13 protein-coding genes are annotated in these 21641 nt (G+C 61.4%); 5 read left to right on the top strand and 8 right to left on the bottom strand.

Annotated elements, in window-relative coordinates; all coding sequences use genetic code 11:
- Positions 1-24: 24 nt before the first annotated feature.
- From N826_RS34190 to N826_RS34160, 6 genes are all read right to left on the bottom strand, one after another.
- Positions 25-1038: a replication protein RepA gene (locus N826_RS34190; RefSeq protein ID WP_044436498.1), complete on the bottom strand. Its 1014-nt coding sequence runs from the start codon at positions 1036-1038 to the stop codon at positions 25-27.
- An 816-nt stretch (positions 1039-1854) separates the two neighbouring features.
- On the bottom strand, positions 1855-2463 hold the full coding sequence (locus tag N826_RS34185) for a Uma2 family endonuclease (RefSeq protein WP_052832579.1): 609 nt from the start codon (positions 2461-2463) through the stop codon (positions 1855-1857).
- Between the two features lie 181 nt (positions 2464-2644).
- A complete protein-coding gene (locus N826_RS34180; protein ID WP_211099460.1) occupies positions 2645-3373 on the bottom strand; it encodes a transposase in 729 nt (242 codons plus the stop codon).
- A 16-nt stretch (positions 3374-3389) separates the two neighbouring features.
- A complete protein-coding gene (locus N826_RS34175) occupies positions 3390-3836 on the bottom strand; it encodes a helix-turn-helix domain-containing protein (RefSeq protein ID WP_044436496.1) in 447 nt (148 codons plus the stop codon).
- A gap of 575 nt (positions 3837-4411) precedes the next feature.
- A complete protein-coding gene (locus N826_RS40895) occupies positions 4412-12904 on the bottom strand; it encodes a peroxidase family protein (protein WP_052832575.1) in 8493 nt (2830 codons plus the stop codon).
- Positions 12905-13291: 387 nt separating this feature from the next.
- Positions 13292-14860 (bottom strand): hypothetical protein, encoded by a 1569-nt coding sequence (locus N826_RS34160; RefSeq protein WP_044436495.1) that lies wholly within the window; start codon positions 14858-14860, stop codon positions 13292-13294.
- Between the two features lie 119 nt (positions 14861-14979).
- Here N826_RS34160 and N826_RS34155 point away from each other — a divergent pair, with 119 nt between their 5' ends.
- From N826_RS34155 to N826_RS46100, 5 genes are all read left to right on the top strand, one after another.
- The gene (locus N826_RS34155; protein ID WP_084721426.1) at positions 14980-15606 is read left to right on the top strand and encodes an RNA-guided endonuclease InsQ/TnpB family protein; all 627 of its coding nucleotides are present in this window, start codon (positions 14980-14982) and stop codon (positions 15604-15606) included.
- A gap of 119 nt (positions 15607-15725) precedes the next feature.
- Entirely contained in the window at positions 15726-16589 is an 864-nt protein-coding gene (locus N826_RS34150) for an IS5 family transposase (RefSeq protein ID WP_211099459.1), read from the top strand.
- A gap of 59 nt (positions 16590-16648) precedes the next feature.
- A complete protein-coding gene (locus N826_RS46110) occupies positions 16649-16777 on the top strand; it encodes a transposase (protein WP_084721425.1) in 129 nt (42 codons plus the stop codon).
- Between the two features lie 96 nt (positions 16778-16873).
- Positions 16874-17194: a zinc ribbon domain-containing protein gene (locus N826_RS46105; RefSeq protein ID WP_084721424.1), complete on the top strand. Its 321-nt coding sequence runs from the start codon at positions 16874-16876 to the stop codon at positions 17192-17194.
- 43 nt (positions 17195-17237) lie between these two features.
- Entirely contained in the window at positions 17238-17417 is a 180-nt protein-coding gene (locus N826_RS46100) for a zinc ribbon domain-containing protein (protein WP_084721427.1), read from the top strand.
- Positions 17418-17735: 318 nt separating this feature from the next.
- Here N826_RS46100 and N826_RS34145 read toward each other — a convergent pair whose 3' ends face one another.
- Complete coding sequence (locus N826_RS34145; protein WP_147041323.1) at positions 17736-18827, bottom strand: hypothetical protein; 1092 nt, start codon at positions 18825-18827, stop codon at positions 17736-17738.
- 391 nt (positions 18828-19218) lie between these two features.
- Positions 19219-21641: DUF4214 domain-containing protein (locus N826_RS34140; RefSeq protein WP_044436491.1), on the bottom strand; the 2423-nt coding region annotated here is incomplete at its 5' end.

Below are 21641 nucleotides of genomic sequence, written 5' to 3'. Positions count from 1 at the left end.
ACGGTCTTGATCCTTTGGCCACATCTACAGCAGTGTCCTCTGCACCGCGTTTGTCCGGATGCCGCGCGGCTTTACCCGGTAGCGGTCGCGTTTGACGGCCCGCGCGGCGGCGACCGGGGCGAGTATCAGCTCCTCCATGGGAGCTGGATCGGTGTGTCGCAGGATCAGGCCCTGTTTGGGATCGACCGTGACATTGGCTGCCGGATAGGCCTCAATGGCCCGCTCGATGGACGAGCGGTAATCCTTGAGAAAGCGCGCGGGCGTCTGATTCTGCCCGAAGTGGCTGATAATGGTTTCCCAAGCCACGATTCTCTGCTCGCCTTCCTTCAGCCTGGGCAGATACAGGGACAGGAACGCGAAGAAGTCGATCGCCATGGGCGTGCGCGTCAGCTTGCGCAGGCCGACTGTGGCGATGGGAACGATGTTGTTGCGGTCAACGTAGTCGCAGATGGCCTGATAGAACCACTCGCTCACCATCAGCGACTTCGGCCAGCGCATCTTGTCGATGCGGCCGTTGGCGTAGTTCTGGAGGTCTCCCTTGCTGAACACGGCCTCGTCGATCAGCGTGCGCCGGGTGATCCGGTCATCCTCACCCTCACCCTCGACAAGCTGAAGGTTGAAGTCCACAAAGGCCAGCCGCACGAGCTGGTCCTTCAGATAAAGGAGTTGGTCCGCCCTTCCCTTCAGCCCGATCTCCTGGCTCCACTCCTTGATGACACCCAGCGGAATCTCACGCTGCCGGGTCCGCGCCACCTGGGTCATGATCCAGAAGATCGCGTAACGGGGCATCACGCCGAAGGGAATCGGAACCCGCAGCTCGGTCCCATCATCCAGCGTAATCTCGAACGGGCGGATGGTGAGGGCGTATTTACCGGGAGACCGGCGCACGAAGTTCTGGGTCGGGTTCGTCGGCTTGTAGAGCGGGAGCCCCATCAGGCAGAAAGCGGCCAGCGAGAAAGACAACTCCGATGTGGCAGAAGCCGCCGATCCCGGTTCGGGAATGGATAGGTTTCCATAGCTGAGCAAGTCGCTGGTCATAAATCCCTCCTGACGCCCCCCTATCGAACACAGGTCAGCCGGCTCGCGTAAGATTAAAAAGCGGAAGAGAGCGGCCCCTAATGTCGGATTCCAGTCAAAATCGCCGTCAATCGCGTCCAATCGGGAAGAGAGCGGCCCCTAACGCCGGAAGAGAGCGGCCCCAATCGGGAAGAGAGCGGCCCCTAACGCCGGAAGAGAGCGGCCCCAATCGGGAAGAAAGCGGCCCCTAAGACGGGAAGAAAGCGGCCCCTAAACGAATCCGGCCCCGATTCGCACCCCGTTTGTATAAGCCGGCAGCGCGAAAAGATTATCATCGTGAGCTGAAAATGCCGGATTTCAGGCTGTTAAGGATATCATGGCCGGATGGTAAGGCAGTTAGGGGCCGCGAATTTCCTCGTTTCCGGATCCTGAGAGCTCCGGAACTGCCGTGAATTTCCGCATGGCTTATGGGTGCCGCTTGGCCCTGCTCTGCCCGACCGGGTTCTTCCGCCTTTTGAGTGGAAGGAGTGGGCAAGTCTGTGCTGATGCACGGTATTCCGGAGTTGCCTCCCCGGCGGCGGCCGCTTCAAGGATCGTCTGATCGAGTTGTCAGCTCCCGGCCTTCAGCCTGTCATGCAACTCCCAAGCGCTTGGTCGGCCCCACGCCCGAACCCGAAGCTGAAACACCAGCTTTTTCAGATCACCTGGGAATGGGATCTGGGTTTGGCAGCGGCGGTACCGACATGTCCGCAGCCAATTACCTCAATCCTGCTGCGAGAAGCCTTGCATCACCTCGACACACCTGCCGGCCAGGGAAACTGACCAGGTCCGGCGCGGCTACGGTTGCCTGATCCCCGATTCCGTTGATGGCTCCACCAGGTGGGTTCTCGCGTAGAGTTCGCGCAGCGGGCACGAGAAGCCGATGGCGTCGATGGAGATGGCATCGTCAGGGCCGAGGAATACCGGCTCCTCGGGCCAGGTGCCGTCATCGCCCCGGCGCAGCATCTCCCCGCGAACAGCCGTGGAATCCACAAGCAGGATCTGCTGCACGCTGGGAATGGTCATGTAGGCCCACACGTTGTCCCGGGTATCCTGCTCATTTGTCGGTGACAGGATTTCCAGGAGAAATACCGGCCGCATCAGTTCCCAATCGTCGGAGGGCGGCGCGCACGTGACCCCAAGGTCCGGCGCCCGGGCGTTGTGCCGTTTGTACGCTGCGGGAATGACCGGCGGCTCGGTGGCAGACCGACAGGGGTTGCCGGATAACTCGATGTGGCGCTCGACCAGGTAGGCGGCGCGCGCCTGGATGAAGCCGTGGGTGCTGCTGGCGGGCGACATGGCTCGCGGCTGGCCGTCGACGAGTTCCCACCGCCCTGGCTGCCTGGCAGCCCAGGAGCGGAACTCATCCACCGTCATCGGTGTCGTCACCCGCTGCGCTAGACCCATGCCCCACCTCCTGTCTTCATTAATAATATATGAGGTAGAAGTTTCCCACCATCGACATGGTGCTTCCCACCATCGACATGGTGCAATGATCCTGTGTGCCGGCGGGGTCGTTTTCCGGAATGTGGTTCACGGTCTCACCCTAGTTCATCCCGCTGGAAATCCATCACCCATCGGCTGAGGATCAGATTGTCAGAGGTTTTCCCCTCATGGTCCACTGGAATGGCTTTGCGAGGGTTTCATTGAAGTAGGCGATGAAGCTGTTGATCCTGTCCTTGAGGTCCTGGGCCGATGTGAAGGATCCGCGGCGCAGAACCTTGCGGGCAAGGATGGAGAACCAGAGTTCGATCTGGTTGAGCCAGGAGGCATGCTTTGGTGTGAAATGGAAGCGGATGCGATGATCGGCATCGCGCAGGAAGGCTTCCCGGCTGGCGCGCGACTTCAGAATGCCACGCTTGTGTTTCTGCCCCAAGTCCTGTGTGACGCCGCAGCGGCGGGCGACAATCCGGACCACGCTCTCGGACAGGTGGATGTTCAGATTGTCCGCCACGATCTCCCACTGAACGTCCGGAGCGGCACCATCGAGCATTCCTTCCAGGAAGGCCGCAAAGTCGGTCTCGCACCGATGGTCGCCGATCTGACCGAACACCTGCCCGGTCGCCACGTCGAACCCGGCGATCAGGGTCTGGGTGCCGTGACGGATATACTCGAACTCCCGCCGTTCAACGGCGCCCGGACGCAGGGGCAAGCCCGGCGCACTGCGTTCCAGCGCCTGAATGCCGGTCATCTCGTCGAGCGAGACGGTGCGCACCCCGGCCATCGCCGCTGTTTCGGCGGCGTGGTAGATCGCGCAGATGTCGGCGCACTTGGTGTCGAAGGCCGGGTCGGGTGCCGGCGTTAGCCAGGCACGCACGCGATGGGGCTGGAGATCAGCCTCCCTTTAAAAAACGCCCGATCGAGCCGTGGGAGATCGTCTCGACCAGGCCCCGCTTGATCGCTTCGCGGGCCAGCGCACTTTGGCTCCAGTGCGTGATCGGCACCTCGCTGGCGTCCGGCGGTTCGCAGGCCAGGGCTACGATGGCGCAGATCTGTTCCGCGGTGAATGTCGGCGGCGTCCCCGGACGCGGCGCATCAGCCAGCCGGTCAGCCAACGCCAGATCGGGCTCGCTGTCCCAGCGCCGTCGCCAGCACCGGACTGTCTGAACCGTGACCCCCAGCCGGCGGGCACTCTCCCGGTTGCCGATCCCCTCGGCTGCCAGCAGAACGATCCGGGCGCGCAGCGCCACCTGCTGCGGCGTCGAATGAGCCCGGACCAGACGATCCAACTCATCACGCTCGACCTTGCTCAATACGATGGGTTCAGCAGATCGCGCCATGGCTCCCTCCGCAGCACCGCAATCGGTCATCATAGCACCCCTGGAACCAAGCTTAACAACACCCGCCGAAAGCCCCAGGACGCTACCGAAAGCTGTGACAAGGTGGGTTGTTCATTTCAGACGGCCTGAACTAGCAACTCCGCATCAAGACTGCTCGTGCTTGTAGCGCCATGGCAGCGATCCCGACGCTGAGGAAAGGAGCGTTAAGAAAGTATATTCTTCTACACCTTATTGATTTGGCATGGTTTTTTGTTGAGGTTGCTGTTCTTCGATCCCGTAAACCGTCAGAAGCGGCCGAGTGGGCTTAAGCCGACCCTAGGATCTTGCTTGCCTGTCCATGCCCGCTCACCCGTTCCCGGTGGATGGCGATCGTTCCACTACACAGGCCGCCGGGAGCCGGATACCGATCTCTCCACGGACCGGCAGGATCAACGGACATAAAAAACGTCCTCGCCGTTATAGGGCACTGCCGTGCCCGGAACGGGAGGACGTTGATCTTATCAAAGTTCGTGACCGGACAATCCGTGGCCGCAGCAATGCTGCTGCGGCCACGGGAATTTTACTGTCAGAGTTGCTCAGAGTGTGTCGATGGAAGTGCTCACGATACCCATCAGAGCCATCTTTTCTGCCGAGTTGGCGAAGCTCAGCAGTGCATCGGCCCGGTCGCCGCCGTTCTGCAGATGGTTGACCCAGTGGGTCTGCTCAGCCGTTTCAGCGCTCCGGCCAAGGGCGCTCTGGTAGAGCATGTCGACATACTTCTCGTCGCTCATGTCACCCCTGAACAGCTGAGCTTCCGTGGAGCCGATGAAACCGAGAGCGATGTCATGCATCGACATGCCGTTCTCGTTCGCCGTCAGCCAGTGATTGATGCCCCCCTGATCGGGGCTGCGCTCGAACACTGTGTCATACAAGCGGACCAGCGTCGCCGCCTCACTCTGGTTGAAGTCGAACTCGATCACGGTTGAAGACAGCTTTTCGGCCGAGTTGGCAAAGCTCAGTAGCACGTCGGCACGATCCATCGAGCCGCTGTCCAGTGCACTGGTCCAGCCAAGCAGACCTCCCTGGTCGGCAGGGCGGTTCAGGGCGCTCTGGTAGAGCATACCGACATATGCCTCGTTGCTCATGTCGCCATGGAGCAAACCAGCCTCGGCGGAGCCGATCAGGGCCTCCGCCATGTCGTGCATTGACATGCCGTTCGCATGAGCCTTCAGCCACTCGCTCTTGCCGGCCGGGTCGGCACCACGATTCAGGATCGTGTCATACAGCCGCTCCAGTGTTGCGTCCGCTCGCAGGTCAGGACCGGTGAAGCGGATCATCTCCACATTCGCGATGGTGTCGACGCCGTCCGAACCACCATTCTTGTGGCTGAAGACCGCATTGCCATTCTCGAAGCGGATCGAGTAGTCGGCAAGATCCCGGCCGACCAGCAGCACCGTGTCGGTGCCACTGCCGCCGTCGATGACGTCGTTACCTTTACCGCCGAAGATAACATCGTTTTTGGCGGTGCCGGTGATGACATCGTTGCCTGCAGTGCCGGATATCACACTCGCAACTGGCGTATCAGTACCCGGCGTCCCAGTGCCCGGCGTTCCAGTACCCGGAGTTCCAGTGCCTGGCGTTCCAGTACCCGGAGTTCCGGTACCTGGCGTTCCAGTACCCGGAGTTCCGGTGCCAGTGCCCGGCGTTCCGGTGCCAGTACCCGGCGTTTCGGTGCCAGTGCCCGGCGTTTCGGTGCCAGTGCCCGGAGTTCCGGTGCCAGTACCCGGAGTTCCGGTGCCAGTACCCGGCGTTCCGGTGTCAGTGCCCGGCGTTCCGGTGCCAGTGCCCGGAGTTCCAGTGCCAGTACCCGGCGTTCCGGTGCCAGTGCCCGGCGTTCCGGTGCCAGTGCCCGGCGTTCCGGTGTCAGTGCCCGGAGTTCCAGTGCCGTCACCCAATCCGAACTGCGGCAGTCCGTTTTCGCAGGTGAAGCGGATGCTGTGGCTGCCCCCGGACATCGTGGTCACGCCGCTCTCGTCGGTCGTGATCTCATAGTCCGTCGGGGCCACGCCTGCCGGAAGCTCGATCACGTCCTGCGGGCGCAGAGTGCCGATAATGGTGTCGTTGCCACCGTTGGAGCGGAACAGGATCCGGTGCGCCGACTGCAGCGACGTGATGTCAACCGTGTTATCGCCTTCGTCGCTGTTAATCGTGATGGTGTTGAAGTTCAGGCTCGTCGGATTGAAGTCTCCCACGGCCGTAACGGTGTCGTTCCCTGCCCCGGTGTTGATCGTGATTTCCTCGATGTTATCGAGTTCCGCGATCACAGAACCGTTGCGGGTGATGACGATCTCCGTGTCGGTCTTCAGACCATTGATGCCCGAGGCGGCAGCCGCTGTCCGAGAATACACCACAAAGGCTTCCGCAGTGCCGCTGCCATTCACTATGAACCGGTCGTCCGTACCAGCGCCACCGTCAACGAAGTCACGGCCGTCATTCGATATATCGAAGATGCCGCCGAAGGATCTTGCGCCCCAGTTGACAGTGTCGTTGCCGCCCCCGGCGAAAATCAGATCGTCGCCGAGACCACCTTCCAAGGCGCTGTTTGCGTCGTTTCCGACCAGGATGTCGCTGCCGTTTCCGCCGCTGATCGGAGCAGTCGGATCCCGCACGACATTGACATTTCCGGTCCTGGTCGTCTGACCATCGCCCACGGTATAGGTGAACGAGCCGCCGTTCGTGAGTCCGATGTCCGTGATAGTGATCGATCCATCGGAGCGGGTGACCGTCAGATTGGTCGCCGCGCTGACACCTGAGATCACAAGCGGAGTGCTGTCCACATCGCTGTCGTTGTTGAGGAACACCCAGTCCGGCAGTGTGAACGCCTGGTTATTGACGAAGTTCGTCACGATCCTGTCAGCCCCAGGGCTTGGGGCATCGTTGACCGCAATCACGTTGACCGTGGTGGTCGCTACGTTACTGTCCATGAGGCCGTCGTTCACCGTGACTTCGATGATCCGATCTACCGTGCTCGGGTTCTGGGACGTGTTGTCAAAGGTGATCGACTGGATCACTCGCTGATACACACTCAGGGACGCCTCACCGGTCAGGGTCAGGACGATTTGGCCTCCCACCAAGGCGATGTTGGCAGTGATCCCGGTTCCGGTCAGACTACCGATATCGAGGTCGTCTCCTGGCTGAGTATTGGTCACGACGATCCTGGCCGAGGCCATCTGAGCTGAGTCGTCTACGATGCTCGGCAGGGACGCGATCGTAACCGCGGCTCCGTCTTCCGTGTAGGTCGTCTCGTAATCCACCGACGGCGAAGCTGCCGGCACCGTCACGTCAAGTGCGAGATTGTCGATGGTCACGAACTCGTTGGCGAGGCTGATGGCCGTAGCTTCGAAGCGGATAGCGGCATTGGCGGTGAACGGGCCGGTCAGGTCGAAGGTGCGGTTTACCGTAGCGCCATTGCCCGTGATGGTGTCCAGCAGCGTGAAGGTGACCCCATCCGCGGAGAAGAACACTCTCACGGCTTCGCCAGCGTCGAGCTGGTCGGGATTAGCCGAGTAGCTCAGGCGTGCCGAGACGCCATCGGCAAGATTGACGCTGCGCTGAATACTGGCGCCGTCACCTTGATCGAACTGGAGTGTCCCGGCTGTAATCCGGATCTGACCGGTGGCAGCCGTCGCGTTGTTGTCATCGCCGGTTTCGACCCAGCTCCCGCCCCATGCCCTGGTGCCGGAGTTGTTGCTGTAGGGGGCAGTGAGATTGTTGAAGTTGTCGGCGACTGTCCCGCCCGGGTCAAAGGCATTGAGCTTGAGGTCTGGGGGGGTCAGGTTGACGACGCCGTCGGCGAAGCTCAGGCGCTCGATGTTCCGCAGCTTGTCCACCCCGTCGGAGACCCGTGCATCGACTCCGGCCGGGACATTGGCCGGATCGAAGCCCGTGTGGCTGACGAGGATTGCGCCGTCGGAGCTAGTGGTGATGGTGTAGTTGGCACGCACGTCCCAGTAAACGGCCGTGTCGGTATCCCCAATTCCATTGTCCCGGACGATCTCGCGAACGATCGAGAGCTGGCCTGGATTGAGGTCTCTGTCAAGCATCAGCGCGTTGAGGGTCTTGCCGCCAAACTGCGCGTCGGCACCGGGCTTGACCACTCCCTGCACAACATCGCTCTGAAGGTAGACCTGGCCCGCCATGCTGTCGGCGCTGTAGGTGACGCCTTTGTGCTCGATGCCGATACGGACGTTGAGCCAGCGGTCGCCGTCGATGAGATCGTTGCCTCCCCGTCCCTCGATCATGTCGCTGCCGCCGCCGCCGAGGAGGATATTACCATCATCGAAGGCAATCTGACCTTCACGGTCACCGGTCCCGGGAGCCGAGGCCCAGGTGCCCAACAACTCGCGCAGTCCCGTAATCCGGTCGACGCCGGCCTGGCTCAGTTCGTGCTTGACCATCGTATTTTCGGCCGCGGCGAGATTGGGGTTCTCTCCGACCTCCGGCTCTGCGTTGGGATCGGGCTCACCCCGGTTGTCGCCCTTCAAAAGGTCGTTCTTATCCCAGCCGGAAAGGGCCTCCACGGCATCGAAACGATCGCGGAGGATGTCCGCCGCGTCTGTTGTGAAGATCGGCTTAGTGAGGTCCGAATCCGCTTCTTCCGTGTTCCCTTTGTGGATCGCCCAGTCGAAGCCCCACATGCCCTCGCTGCGCATGACGCTTTCGCCCTGAACCATGATGTCGTCACCGGATTCGGCGTCGAAATCGTGTTCGTTCTGGCCGGCGAACATGACGTCGTGGCCGATGATGGACGAGTTGAACATCAGCTCCGAGTTGTCGCCTGCCGTGGTGTCAAAACCGTTGCCGGCCTCGATCCAGTCGTCGCCCTCGTTGCCGAGCAGGAAGTCGCTGCCCTCGCCACCGAGAATGAAGTCATTCCCAGTGCCGCCGAAGGCTTCCTTTCCGTCCGGTCCGGTGATGATGAAGTCGCTGCCTTCGTTGCCGAAGACCAGTGCCAGGCCCGAGCCGGCGTGGATGACGTCGTTGCCCTCCTCACCGTGGAACATGTCGACCTCGCCAATATCCGTGCCGGAATTGGTGATGATGTCGTCGCCCTTGCCGCCATGGATCTTGTCGACGCCATAGCCGGCCTCGATGCGATCATTGCCGTCCCGTCCCCACACCGAGTCATCGCCACCGCCAGCGATGATCGTATCGTTGCCGTTGGTGCCCTGGATGAGAACGTGGTCGTTCGTGTTGACGCGGATGTATTCGTCGATTCCGTCGCCGTTGGCGTCCCTGCGCTCGATCATGGGGGAGACCGCCTGAAGCCACGCGTCTTCCTGCACAGGATCGGCATAGCCGAACTTCGTTCCCATGGCCCGGTCCATGTACAGGACATGGTCCGGCACCGAGAAGATGTCGCCGGGAAGAGCATAACCCGTTTCGCCCAGATCGGTGTTGTTCAGAACCATCTTGGCGAAGGAGTTGTTCTCCAGCTCATTGAGCAGGTTGAGACCCTGAACGCGGGACAGATAGTAGAACCGGTCCGCATTCTGAAGGTTCTCGAGCTGGAGCTCGAAGATGAACGAGAAGGTCGAGCCCAGCATGCCGCCGAAGGCCATCTTTTTCTCGGCCATGCCGCCAACCCAGAGGTCGATGTCCTCAAGGCCGCCAAGCTTTCCACCGGCATAAATCCCGGTCGCGTTAAGGAAGTCCTGCCGGTCGGTCGGAGCCCCCTCACCGCCGAACACGATCTTCCAGGCGGCATCGCGCTTGGCCTCAGTCGTCGCCGCCTGAGTGATCGTACCGTGGGTGCCGTAAGCCGCGATGAAGTTCACGATGGAGGCGGGATTTTTCAGGTTGAGCGCGAAGTCGGTCCAGCTCGTGTAGGCATCGAGCTGCGAGTCGCCATTCGCCGCCTCCTTGAACTGCCGCCGCGCCTCGTTGAGCGACGGAATGCCGGTGTCGCGACCACGAGCGATATTGAGGGCCGCCAGATCGAGTGGGATGCCGAGCAGCTGGTTACGCAGCACATCGGTGACGAACTCGTCGATCTCGTTGCCGACCTGGCTGGTCATGCCGCGAACGATGGCGCCGGCCGCCACGTCGTGGTCGATCGTGCTGGAACCGAACGCCAGCGGGTTCAGGAAGGCATCGAACAGGTTCAGGCTGCCATTGCTGCCGTCGGCATTCGTGCTGGCGACCTGCTCCCGCAGCATGGAGTGGCCGAACCGGTAAACAACATGAGCGAATTCCGCGAAGATCGCCGGGTTGATGTCGACCGAGGGGTTGAAAACGAAGATGTCAACGTCCGGCTGGATCTTGCGGGCGAACTCCTCGAACACAAGGTGCTGATACTGCATCTCCGTCGTGAAGCGCGCCGCCTGGAACAGACGCTCGCCGTCCCAATCAAGGGCGCTGATTGCCTCCGACGTGGTCGGAAAAGTGGTCACATCATTGAGCAGCCACTCGTTGAGGAAGGCAAGATCGCCCGACTCGAGAGCCCGCGTCTTCACCTGCTCGACGGTGTGGTTGTGCTCGGAATGGAAGATGTGGTGGACCGCCGAGAGACCGATATTCTCGTTGCCGCGCCCATCGCCGGTGATGTAGTGCGCGTCGAGCATTTCATTGTCGTAAGCCGTCTGCGTGCCCCGGCTGGTAACGGGGCCGGAGGTACCGTCGGCATTCTTGTAGCCCACCGCAGTGTCGGTGTCCGCCCGGAGTAGGCCACCTGAAACGACAGGAACCGCCGCATGGGCAATATCGTCCAGGAAGGCATGATTCGTGCGGACCGCGCCAGCCGTCGAAATCGGAGCTGCAAGATTGCCCTCGAGGAAGACGTCGTCACCGCCGCCGAACTTTTTGTCGGCTCCGAGCGAAACCACGAGCTGGGGCAGCCCGTTGGTGCCGCGGATGAACTCGCCATACTCGTCCATGACGAACAGCGGGACGTTGGTGACATCGGCATCCGTCAGGTTGATACCGAGGATTGTCCTGGCCTGCTCTTTAACATCGGCCCAGGTGGCGAGACCGCGGTCGCCCTCGAGCAGCTTTCCGGTCGCCAGGGGACGCGCGTCCGCAGTTCCGTCCTTATTGGTATCGACGGAGAACTTGTACTCCCGCAGGAACATCTGGTGCGAGGCGCTGGATGTGTAGGTCTGGTTCTGGTCGACCCACGGGGTCGTCAGGTTGATCGCATTGGTCGGTGCGCGCGTGAGCGCCATAAAATTGGTGTGCGGCGTTGCCGGGTTGAATAACGGATCGTCCGGCTGCAGCGGAATGTAGATCGTGCCGTTATTGCCTTTCTGCACCAGGTCGAGGCCGTGATCGAAGAACTGACCGAAGAGGGTGAACCAGCCGTTGTACGGAGCGGAAAGGCCTTCGTCGGGCGACACGTTGGGGATCACCACGCTGCTGCCTTCGGTCTCGACGCCGTGTTCGACCAGAACATCGCCCAACGCGCCCTTGGCGTTGATGACGGCCTTGTTGGCATTCGTGCTGGCGTCTTGGGCCGCAGCGAGAGCTTCGGCGGCGGCAGCTACATCATCAGCCGCTTCATCGGCCTTGGCCGTCAACGTCGCGACGGTGGCATTGGCCGTATTCAGAGACTTCTGCGCTGTCTCGGCAAAGTCCAGCTTTGCGATCAAGTCAGTCTTAGCCGCAGTAAGCTCTGCATTGGCCGCCGCGATTTCCTCCGGAGTGCCGGGGCTGACATCATCAAGTGCTGTCTTGGCGGTATCAACTGTTTGCTGAGCGACAGTGACAGCCGCATCCGCATCCGTATCCGCTTGCAGTTTGAGAACCACATCCGCTTCAGCGGCGGTGAGAGCCGTCTGCGCATTGGTGTTGGCTTCAATCGCGGCCGCAAGAGTACTTGCGGTGAGTGCCGCGGCGGCCGTCAGGCTTGTAACGGCGGTGTTGGCTACATCCAGATTCCCCTGGGCCGTTGCAGCCAGAGCCTGCTTTGCGGACAGATCAGCGTTGGCTGCGGTCAGCGCGTTGGTCGCTTCTTGAATTTCCTCCTCAGTGCCGGATTTCTTACTAATGTCCAGGATCTCTTCAGCTTTTGTTACCGCCTCCTGAGCGAGCGTGACAGCCGTATCCGCATCCGTAACCGCCTGCAGCTTGAGAACCACTTCCGCCTCAGCGGCGGTGAGAGCCGTTTGCGCATTGGTGTTGGCTTCAATCGCGGCTGCAAGAGCACTTGCGGTGAGTGCCGCGGCGGCCGTTAGGCTTGTAACGGCGCTGTTGGCTGCATCCAGATTCCCCTGGGCCGTTGCAGCCAGAGCCTGCTTTGCGGACAGATCAGCGTTGGCTGCGGTCAGCGCGTCGGTCGCTGCTTGAATTTCCTCCGAGGTGCCGGTTTTGGTGAGATTGTTCAGGGTCTCTTGAGCGTCTGTCGCCGCCTGCTGAGCGAGCGTTACAGCCGCGTCCGCTGCCTGATAGGCTGCCTGCATGCTTGTTGCCTGCGCCTGTGCGGCGCTAAGGGCCGTCTGAGCCGCAGTCGATACTGTTTGGATGCTCGTCAACGCTTGCTGAAGGGTCGCGCTCTGTGCCGTTGCGGTCTCCGCATTGGTGAGGGCCTTATCGAGTGCAACCTTGGCCGCCCTGATCTCGGTTACACCCGCCATCAACCCAGCGCCCGTCACCCCGGAATAGAGCAGGGCCGCGTAGATAGCCGCTGGATTGTCCAAGGTCTGGTCGACGATGAGGTTGGAAATGATGCGGGGGTCAGCGTCAACGACCGTGCCGCCACCAAGACCCATCGATTGGGAAGGGGGCGTGCCCATCTCGGCATAGTTGCCATCCGTAAAGACAACTTGGCCTGGTGAGCCAGCACCGAACGTGATGCTATCGTCCGTCTCGTTCCGATAATAGGGATCTGTGATGCGCGGGAACGGGTTGTCGGCAGCGCCCCACTCCTCGCGCCCCGCAACCAAGTTGTTGTAGCTGCCGTCGACCGTGCGCAGGCCATAAGGCAGAAGCGGGCTTTCGACCAGCTCTGTCAGCGGCGTGCCGCCCGCATGTTTCTCGGCAATTTTGATTTGGTCCAGGATGAACAGAAGGTCGTGTTTGACGAGGTTGACCATTTATTTAGCATCCATCATAAAAATTTGATGATTATTCACGCATGAGCTTTTTTATTTAAGTAAAGCCAGTAATGCGCGTGAGAATTCTTGAGGTAATAATAAGCTCAGACCAGAAGAAGGTTCTTAGCTAAAATTCTCAAAAACTCTTCATAAAAAAAACTTTAAACCAGCTTTGACACAGATTACACAAATTGATAGGGGTATGATCAGTCCAATCGGTTGGATAGTTTTTGGTTTATGCGCCACCCAAATGGCGGCAAAAATTGCTACCCATTTTGGTGCCAGATATCCGCCAACGGGGAAGGGACTTTATGGCGCGGCGTTGATCGTTAGACAGCGCCCTGCTATGTAATTCCTCCCCAGGAATTGACATGAGCGCGGAAGTCTCTATGCGGCTTGAGCCTCCCGGAAGGTGCTGGGAAAGTCGATACGACGGAAGCGAACGGCAGGCCACATGGCCTTGAGACCACGGGCGGTGAGGCGATAAAGCCGACTGTTCTTGACTCGGGTAATGAGGCCATGGCCGCGGAGCTTGGCAATCAGGCGTGAGGTACGATGGGTTCGCCGCTTGGTTTCCGCGGCATCCTTGGCCGCGGCAGGATAGAGTTTTCCCTGGAGGTCCCGGTTGCGGAACCCGTTGATGGTGAAGTCGCCGGACAGCACCGCGGCGAAGAGGTTGGCGGTGTCCGGATGGATCGGGTTGAAGGCAGCGACACGGGGGCCTGTTGCCGTGCCGGGCCGGCACAGCGCGTCAAGTTCAGGGGTGGCCTCGCCCGTGAGGTGCACGCGGGCCAGCGTATTCAGGAGACGACCGTTGGCGGCATGGGCCACCTCGGCGTAGCGCCAGAAGTTGGCGACGCCCTTGGTCATTGGACACCACCGCGGCGGCCGGTCCGTCGCGTCTTCCGGCGAGCGGAGCACCTTAAATTCCCGCGGATTGTTGATGGTCGTCTCGACCCGGAACACGTTGGCATGATCGTAGAACTTAACCGCGTTGGCCTTGAGGCGGAAGCGCACCCGGCAGCCTTGCGCACGTTTCTTGCTGTCAATCGTAACCTCGCCGGCAAATGCCGGGTGCGGCTTGCGCCCCAGGAAGTGCAGAACGTCGCTGGCGCCCAGCGCAGTGACCGCAGCGGTTACCAGATCGCCCTGGATCGCCTCCAGGGCGGCACGGTCGGTGAACAGGACATCGCTGGCGTACTCGCATTGATCGATGACCCACCAGTAGCCGGGGAAGCCGGCGCGTTCGATGTCGGGTAGCAGCGGATTGACCAAGGTTGCCTGGCGCTCCAGGACCGGCGGCCAGTCGGTGTGGGCGAACCGCTCGCACAGCGCCGTGATCGGCCCGAAGTCATCGACCTGCGTGATCTTGTTGTCACTGCGCCGATACCGGATGCCGGCCTGATCCATCTGCCGCGCCAGCCACTCCCGACCGTTGACGTAGATCTGGATCTCGAAGGGTGCCCAGGTCTGCAGGCGCAGGTGCATCCAGCCGAATTCGGGATTGATCAGATACAGGTAATAGTGCAGGCACTTGCGCGGTCGGCGGACCACCTCCAGGCGCCGGGTCTGCCGGTTGGGCGCGACCGCGAACGAGCGGCAGGGCTCGACTACCGACAGTACGCAGACCAGCCCTTCCGTCACCCCATCGCGCTCGGCAATCGCCCGCGCTCGAGCTTCTTTCGACATGCCCGAACGATGCGTGCTGGATCCCGCCAGGTACTCGACCGGCCGCCCTGCCGCCGCTGCGAGCGATACGACATGATCCCGGATCCGCTGCGTCTCGGCCTCGAAGAACCGCCCGGCGTCCTTCAGCAAAATCCCCCGCCGTGACAGGTAGCGGCCGAACGCCCCATCGGGAAAGAAGCCGTTGAGGTGTCCCTTGAAGATCACCCGGTCAAATGTGTTGATCGTTCCAGAGATTGACAGGCCGTGCAGTTCGAGGAAACTGTTCATGGCTACCCTGAGGCCGTCGCGGTGGTTCACCTGCTCGTCAGGTTGGAGATCCTGTCTCCGCAAGTCAAATCCGGGCCGCAACGGGGTAGCCGCCTTTGGTTGCGGCCACAGGCCGCGCTATGTCTAACACTATGTTGGAGACAACCCGCATCGGGCTCTACCCGACACCGGACCAGCAGCAGAAGCTTGCTGTTCAGTTCGGGTGCGCGCGCTGGGGGTTCAACAATGCTCTTGCCTTGACGCAGCAAACCTGCCGGGAAGCCGGCAAAAGCTTGAGCTACCATGCCCTGGCTGTTCGCCTGCCCGGGCTGAAGCAGGAGTTCGAGTGGCTGAAGGAGGCGGACAGCCAGGTTCTTCAGCAGTCGCTTCAGAACCTGGCCCTGGCCTTCGATGGTTTCTTTGCCCGGCGCGTCCGGTATCCGCGCTTCAAGTCCAAGCACGGCCGCCGGTCGATCCAGTATCCCCAGCGAGCCAAGCTGGAGGGCAACCACATTTACCTGCCAAAGGTTGGCTGGGTGAAGGGCATCGTTCACCGCGGTATTGTCGGCAAGTTCAAGACGGTGACGATCAGCCGTAATGCCTGCGGTCAGTTCCATGCGGCCATCCTGACCGACACCGGACTGCCGATGCCGTCCGTCAGCACGGCGGGCAAGACTCTCGGGATCGACGTAGGCCTGGTCGATCTGGCGGTGACCAGTGACGGATCGAAGTTTACTAACCCCCGCCATATCAGAATCTGTTCGTAGATAGGGCGTGCCACCCTGTGCTGAGCGGGATGCTACTTTGAGCTGAAAGAGTGCTGACGCATGGGAGGTTGAAGGGCTATGTCCGGGGCCGTCATCAACAGTCGCCGGATTAGCAGCATATGGGTACCGCCGTCAGAACCGCAAAGACTTCTCCGGCATCCTGGGATGTCTTCGCCGACGTGGACGCCTTCGTGGACGAGGTTCTGGTGGAACTCGCAGCGATGGAGGCGGACGGCGCGAAGCCGACGCGTTCCGGACCGAAGCCGGCGCTGGCTGGAGCAGCACTGCGCAAGGCGATCATGGCGATCTGGTGCCTGTGCTTCTGCGGCATGCAGTGGCGCGCGATCGGCCAGCTGTCGGACATCCCGTTCAACACGCTGTTCACCCTGTTCGCCCGCTGGACCCGGCTCGGCGTCTGGCGCCGCCTGCTCGACCGGCTGCGCCGGACCTGGCGGCTGGCCTGCGGCGACAAGGCCGAGCCAAGTGCTGTCGTGATCGACAGCCGATCCTGCAGGTCGGCCCCAAGCTGCTTTGGCCGTGGCTTCGATGGAGGCAAGAAGATCAACGGCGTCAAGGTTCACCTGGGTGTCGACAAGTACGGCATCCCGCTGGCGATCGACGTCTCGCCAGCCAACGTGCATGATACGAAAGGGATCATCCCGGTGCTCCGCGAACTCTCCGGCAAAGGTTTCCGGGGATCGGCACTGGGCGACCTCGGCTACCGGGGCAAGCGTTTGGCCAAAGCCGGCCGGAAGCTCGGTATCACCGTCGAGCCCGTCGCTCGCGGCTGTGATGGCAAGTTCCTCCCAGCCGGGATCTGCTGGGTGGTGGAGCGCTCCTTTGCCTGGGTTGCCAATTACCGGCGGTTGAACACGATCTTCGAGCGGACGAAGGAGCATCTCGTCGCTTTCGTCGAGATCGCCTTCGTTTCCATCCTCGCCAGGCACCTGAAGCGCTTGGTGATCGAGGAGGTCAGTGCCTGACGTCTACGAACAGCTTCTCAGGGAGGTGGAGCGCAACTTGAAGCGCAAGCAGCGTTAAGCTGGCGCGCGCAGTGAAAGGCTCCAACCGCCGGGCCAAGGCACGCCGCCTTGTCTCCCGCGTCCATCAGCGTGCCACCGACGCTCGACGCGACCACCTGCACAAGCTGTCCCGGCGCCTTGTCGATTAGAACCAAGTCGTCATCGTCGAAGACCTGCATGTCAAAAGCATGGTGAAGAACCCCACTCCGGCCAAGGCCATCTCCGACGCCGGATAGGGCACGCTCATCCGCTTCATCGAATACAAGTGCGGGCGCGAGGGGAAAGCGTTTGTCAGGACGGACCGCTGGTTCCCGTCCAGCAAGGCATGCTCCGCCTGCGGACACGTCCGCGACACGATGGGTCTGGATGTCCGGCAGTGGACCTGCTCGCATTGCGGCGCTTCCCATAACCGGGACTTCAATGCCGCAAGGGATATCCGCGACGAAGGTTTGCGCCTGTTGGCGGTTGGAACGACCGCTGCTGCCAGTCGAGGGACGATCAGTCGGAGAAAGAAGCTCGCTTCTCGATCCGCACGTCCCAATGAAGCTGGAAGCTCGTCCCGTTAGGGAGGAAAGTGTTCACCGAGGCTTGCGATCGTAGCGGAAGAAGCTGGGTCGCACGTCAGTCATCAAGCTGGAGACGAAACGCGCGGCGCCGAGCCAGCACTGTCCGAGGTGCGGAGCGCGTGCGAAAAAGGAATTATCCGACCGGGTTCATGTCTGCACGGGCAGCGGTTATCGCGAACAGCGCGATGCCGCCAGCTCCCGGTACATGCTCGGTCGGGTCTGAGAATTTTTGGCGCCCACCAAACGGCAACGGAAACCACACGGAAAAGGCTGGGCGGTCAAGGGCGCGCAGATGTCTTTCTGCGTGAACCGAAACGCGGGTCTTCAGACAACGCCGAAGGCGTTAAACTCCTGGCAGAGCCGCATAGGCTTGCCGGGAGTCGTTCGTGGTATTCTCCTGATCCATACGACAAGCTGCTACCCGGCGAATACCGGCAACCTGTTCGCCATGGCCAAAATATCAACGGTCTTCCAATCAGACAGTAGTTGGCGGCAGTGCGCCGCTTCCAGGCACGTCCCGGAAGCGGCTTCTTCTATCGCATCAGTCTATCCGAATTTCGACGTCGGTCATTGGGGCCATGTAGGTCCTGCCGTTGACGGCGTACTGAGCGCGGACCTTGAGAGGACAGCCCTGGGTCGTGGCGATCCGCGCATCGAAATCATAGATACCGAATTGGTCCACGTCGGCAACGGCCTGCTCCGTTCCGTAGTTGGTGTTTGCAGCACCTTTAGTGGTCGCGGGCTTGAAGATGCCGACCGCACCTGTCGCCCCGGCGGTCGGCGGCGTCACGGTCGGGTTGTAGATGCTGCCGCGCACCTCGAGGTCGATCGTGTTCGCGTCCCGCTCCCGGCATTGCGCTCTCTGGATGCTGATGGCAGGGCTGTCCTTGTTAACCAGTTCCCCGGCGTCAGCTTCGATGCTGAAAGCCAGAAACTTCCCCAGCGACTTGCTCAGATAGCCCTCGGCAGCGATAAAGGTGCCCACGGGAATCGTCGAGGGCTTGATTGCAAACCCATAGGCGTTCATCAGCGGCTTGCCCTTGTAGCGCGCGTCGAACAGCGGGTGCGTGCCGTTGGCATTCTTGGGCATGGGAGGATAGCTGTCACCCGTGGCGCTGCTTGGCAGAAGGACGACAGGACTGCCTTCAATATCGAAGGTCGTGTTGTCGCCGGTGCCGATGTTGTTCCGAACGGTTCCGAGCAGAACGTTTTCAGCAGTGTCGGCGAATATAGTTTCGGCCATGACATTGCCGAACTGATCGCTCGTCCCGGTAACGATCCCCGTTCCGCCGATGAAGCCCGGACCCTTGTCGAAACCCGGGATGGGTTTGATGCTCATCAGATCCGCAATTGTGAGGTCACCGGAAACACTCGTGATCGATGTGCCCAGCGAAATGGAGGTCGGCGGCAGGATATTGACCCACACACCCATAACCTTCAGCTGCTTGACTTCCAGGGGAGTGCCGACATTGAGCGTCCTGAAACCCTGTATCTCGCCCTCGATCTCAACAGGCTGCGGAGCGGGTTGCGCTTGGGCAAAGGCGGTGCTGGACGGCATCAGGACCGTCGTCGACAGAAGAGCCGCAGACAGGGCGACGCTAGTCGCAAGCATTACATTTCTTAGATCGCGCAAGATGCATAACTCCTAGATGCTGCTTTGCGTAAATTAAATTCTGGTGGCGAAGGGTGCGGAATTGGGAAGTTCAGAATAGGAGATGATGATTGATAACCTGATAATCTCCCTGATGCTTGAACTTGATACTGAGTGACGGAGACTGACACTTTAGGGTTTGCATTGTCTTACAGTGATACGTGGCTTGATGTTTTCTATGCATTAGGTCTAGGCGCATGAAGAGCGGGCATATTACCTGATTTGACAGGGGTGGTATTTTGCTCGATGGCGGCACCGGGGGTGGAAGACCCGCACCCGGTGCCTTGCCCGACCGTTCCCAGGGTGCGGGGACGGGTTTTTCACAAGATCGACGCAAGGCAGGAGAGCTCTCCCGCCAGGGCCGTACCGGGTATCACGCTATCGCGATCGAGGTGTCGATAACGCCCACCAGTTTCATCATTTCCGCTGAGTCGGCGATGCTCAGCAGGATATCGCCGCGGTCAAGCGCTCCGCTCCCGAGACCATTCAACCAGCCGGCCCGGCCCCCTTCGTCCGCCTCGCGGCCAAGACCCTCGCGGTAGAGCATATCGACATACTGCTCGTCGGTCATGTCGCCGTGGAGCTGACGCGCCTCACCCGAGCCGACGAAGACGTCAGCGATGTCGGCAAGCGAGAGGCCCGCTTCATGGTGCGAGATGAAGGAGTTGATGCCGGCCTCGTCCGGCAGGCGGCCGAGCATTGTTCCGTAAAGGCGAACAAGGGTGGCAACCTCGCTCGTGTTGAAATCGACCAGGGTTCCTTCTGATGCCATCTTCTCGTCGGAGTTGACGAATGCGAGGACCATGTCGGTCCTGGCACCGCCGCCCTTCAGGAAGTCCTCCCAACCGGTTTTGCCGCTGCCGTCTCCTGCCCGGTGAAGAACGGTGCGATAGAGCATGTCGGTAAATTGTCCCTCAGTCAGGGAGCCGTGGAGACTGGTGGCCTCCGCTGACTCCAGGATCTGGCTGGCGACATCCCGCATCGACATGCCCTGTCCGATCGCCTCCATCCAGTGGGCTTTGCCCGCGGTGTCGGGGGTGCGGTTCAGCAGCGCTTCATAGAGGCGGTCGACCGCCGTCTCCGAGCTGAAATCATGACCGGAGAACCGAACCGTCTCGACGCCGGCCACGGTGTCTGTGCCGTCCGCTCCGCCGTCGCGATGGCTGAACACGGTCCTGCCGTTCTCGATCCGTACCGTGTAGTCGCCGCGCACCGCGCCGGTCAGCACCAGGGTATCGCGGCCTGTGCCGCCGTCGATGAAGTCATTGCCTGCGCCGCCGAAGACGGTGTCATTGCCCTCATCGCCGAAGATCCGGTCGTTGCCGCCGGCGCTGCCCACAATGTCATTGCCGGCACCGCCGTGAAGCACGTCGTCATCGGCGCCCAGAATAATGGTCTGGCTGGAGCCGTCGCCCCAGGCGACCTGGGAACCATTACCGCCCGTTACCTTGACCGCTCCGATGATGCTCGCAAAGTCGACGTTCTGCAGCTGGATCTCCGATCCTGGCGGCAGCGCGCGGGCGTCAACGACCAGCGCGGTATGGAGATTTCCGGGCGCGGCCGGCGCACCACTGATGACCAATGGCTGGGCCGGAGCGTCGCTGCCTGGAGCTGCTGTCAGAACGATCGTCTGCACCAGCACCGGCGTGTTGGCCGGCAGGCTGACCAGGAAGTCCGAGCCAACCTCCGTCAGTGCTGTCTGGTCGGCCGAGCCAGGCTCGGTGTGTGCCCTGATTTCCCGGATCAGGTCGGTGAGCGAGGCATCGGGCGCTTTCGGTACGGTCGAGCCGGTGACCTGGAGTCCCAGGCCGGTTGGCACCTGTGCTGCCAGAAGGCTGGTCCCTGCGGCGGAATGGACCAGCGGAATGTCGGCCACCGTATTGTCACCGGCCTGCTCCTGACGACCGGCGGTAATGACCGGGATGGTTACGCTCTGAGACACTGAACCGTCGGTGTTCCTGACAGTTGCTGTTTGAACCTGCACGCCGTCGATGGTGGTCGTAACCGGAGGCGTCACGATCGGGGGCGTCACGACCGGGGGCGTCACGACGGGGGGCATCACGACCGGAGGCGTCACAACCGGGGGCGTCACGACCGGGGGCGGTAAGGTATCGATGGTCAGCGTTTGAGTGGTGATAGCGATGTTGCCGGCCGCGTCGGTGGCGCTCACCGAGACGTTGTTGGCGCCCCCGGCGTTCAGCGCCAGGATACCGCTGGTCGCCGAGGCGGTTCCCAAATCAAGACTCCAGCTGCCGTTGACGGGCATGACGGAGTAGGTCGCCCCTGCGACCGCAATCGAGACGGTGGCGCCGGCCTCGGCGGTGCCGGTGATGACCGGAGTGCTGTCGCTGGTCCGAACTCCCGAGGTGATCGCTACGGTCGGGGCAATGGTGTCGATGGTCAGCGTCCGGATAACAGGAGCGATGCCAGTATCGGCGGCGTTCACCGAAACGGTGTTGGCGCCGTTTGGATTGAGCGCCAGGGTTCCGGCAAGCGGCACTGCGGCTCCCAGCTCGAGGGTCCAGGTGCCGTCGATGGCGGTGACGGCGTAGGTCGCCCCCGCGACCGCAATGGTGACGACGGAGCCCACGGTGGCGGTGCCGGTTATGGCCGGCGTGCTGTCACGGGTCAGCTCTCCCGAGGTGATGGTCGGTGCCGCGCCCTCGAGCACGTTGGTGACCGTGATGGCAATGTCCTGGGTGTCCTGGCCGTTGGCCCCGGTGGCGGTGACGGTCAGGTCATAAACATTGTCGCCGCCGCTGTCGGCAGGTTTCTCGTAGTCGGGTGCCGACTTGA

Origin of the sequence: Skermanella aerolata KACC 11604, from assembly GCF_000936425.1 — a bacterium.
Lineage (GTDB): Bacteria > Pseudomonadota > Alphaproteobacteria > Azospirillales > Azospirillaceae > Skermanella > Skermanella aerolata.
This window is presented reverse-complemented; position numbering and strand designations above follow the sequence as displayed.

Coding starts and splice junctions, on each gene's coding strand:
- N826_RS34155 (WP_084721426.1), top strand. CDS start 14,980: ATGTCTAACACTATGTTGGAGACAACCCGCATCGGGCTCTACCCGACA.
- N826_RS34160 (WP_044436495.1), bottom strand. CDS start 14,860: ATGAACAGTTTCCTCGAACTGCACGGCCTGTCAATCTCTGGAACGATC.
- N826_RS34175 (WP_044436496.1), bottom strand. CDS start 3,836: ATGGCGCGATCTGCTGAACCCATCGTATTGAGCAAGGTCGAGCGTGAT.
- N826_RS34190 (WP_044436498.1), bottom strand. CDS start 1,038: ATGACCAGCGACTTGCTCAGCTATGGAAACCTATCCATTCCCGAACCG.
- N826_RS40895 (WP_052832575.1), bottom strand. CDS start 12,904: ATGGTCAACCTCGTCAAACACGACCTTCTGTTCATCCTGGACCAAATC.
- N826_RS34185 (WP_052832579.1), bottom strand. CDS start 2,463: ATGGGTCTAGCGCAGCGGGTGACGACACCGATGACGGTGGATGAGTTC.
- N826_RS34150 (WP_211099459.1), top strand. CDS start 15,726: ATGGGTACCGCCGTCAGAACCGCAAAGACTTCTCCGGCATCCTGGGAT.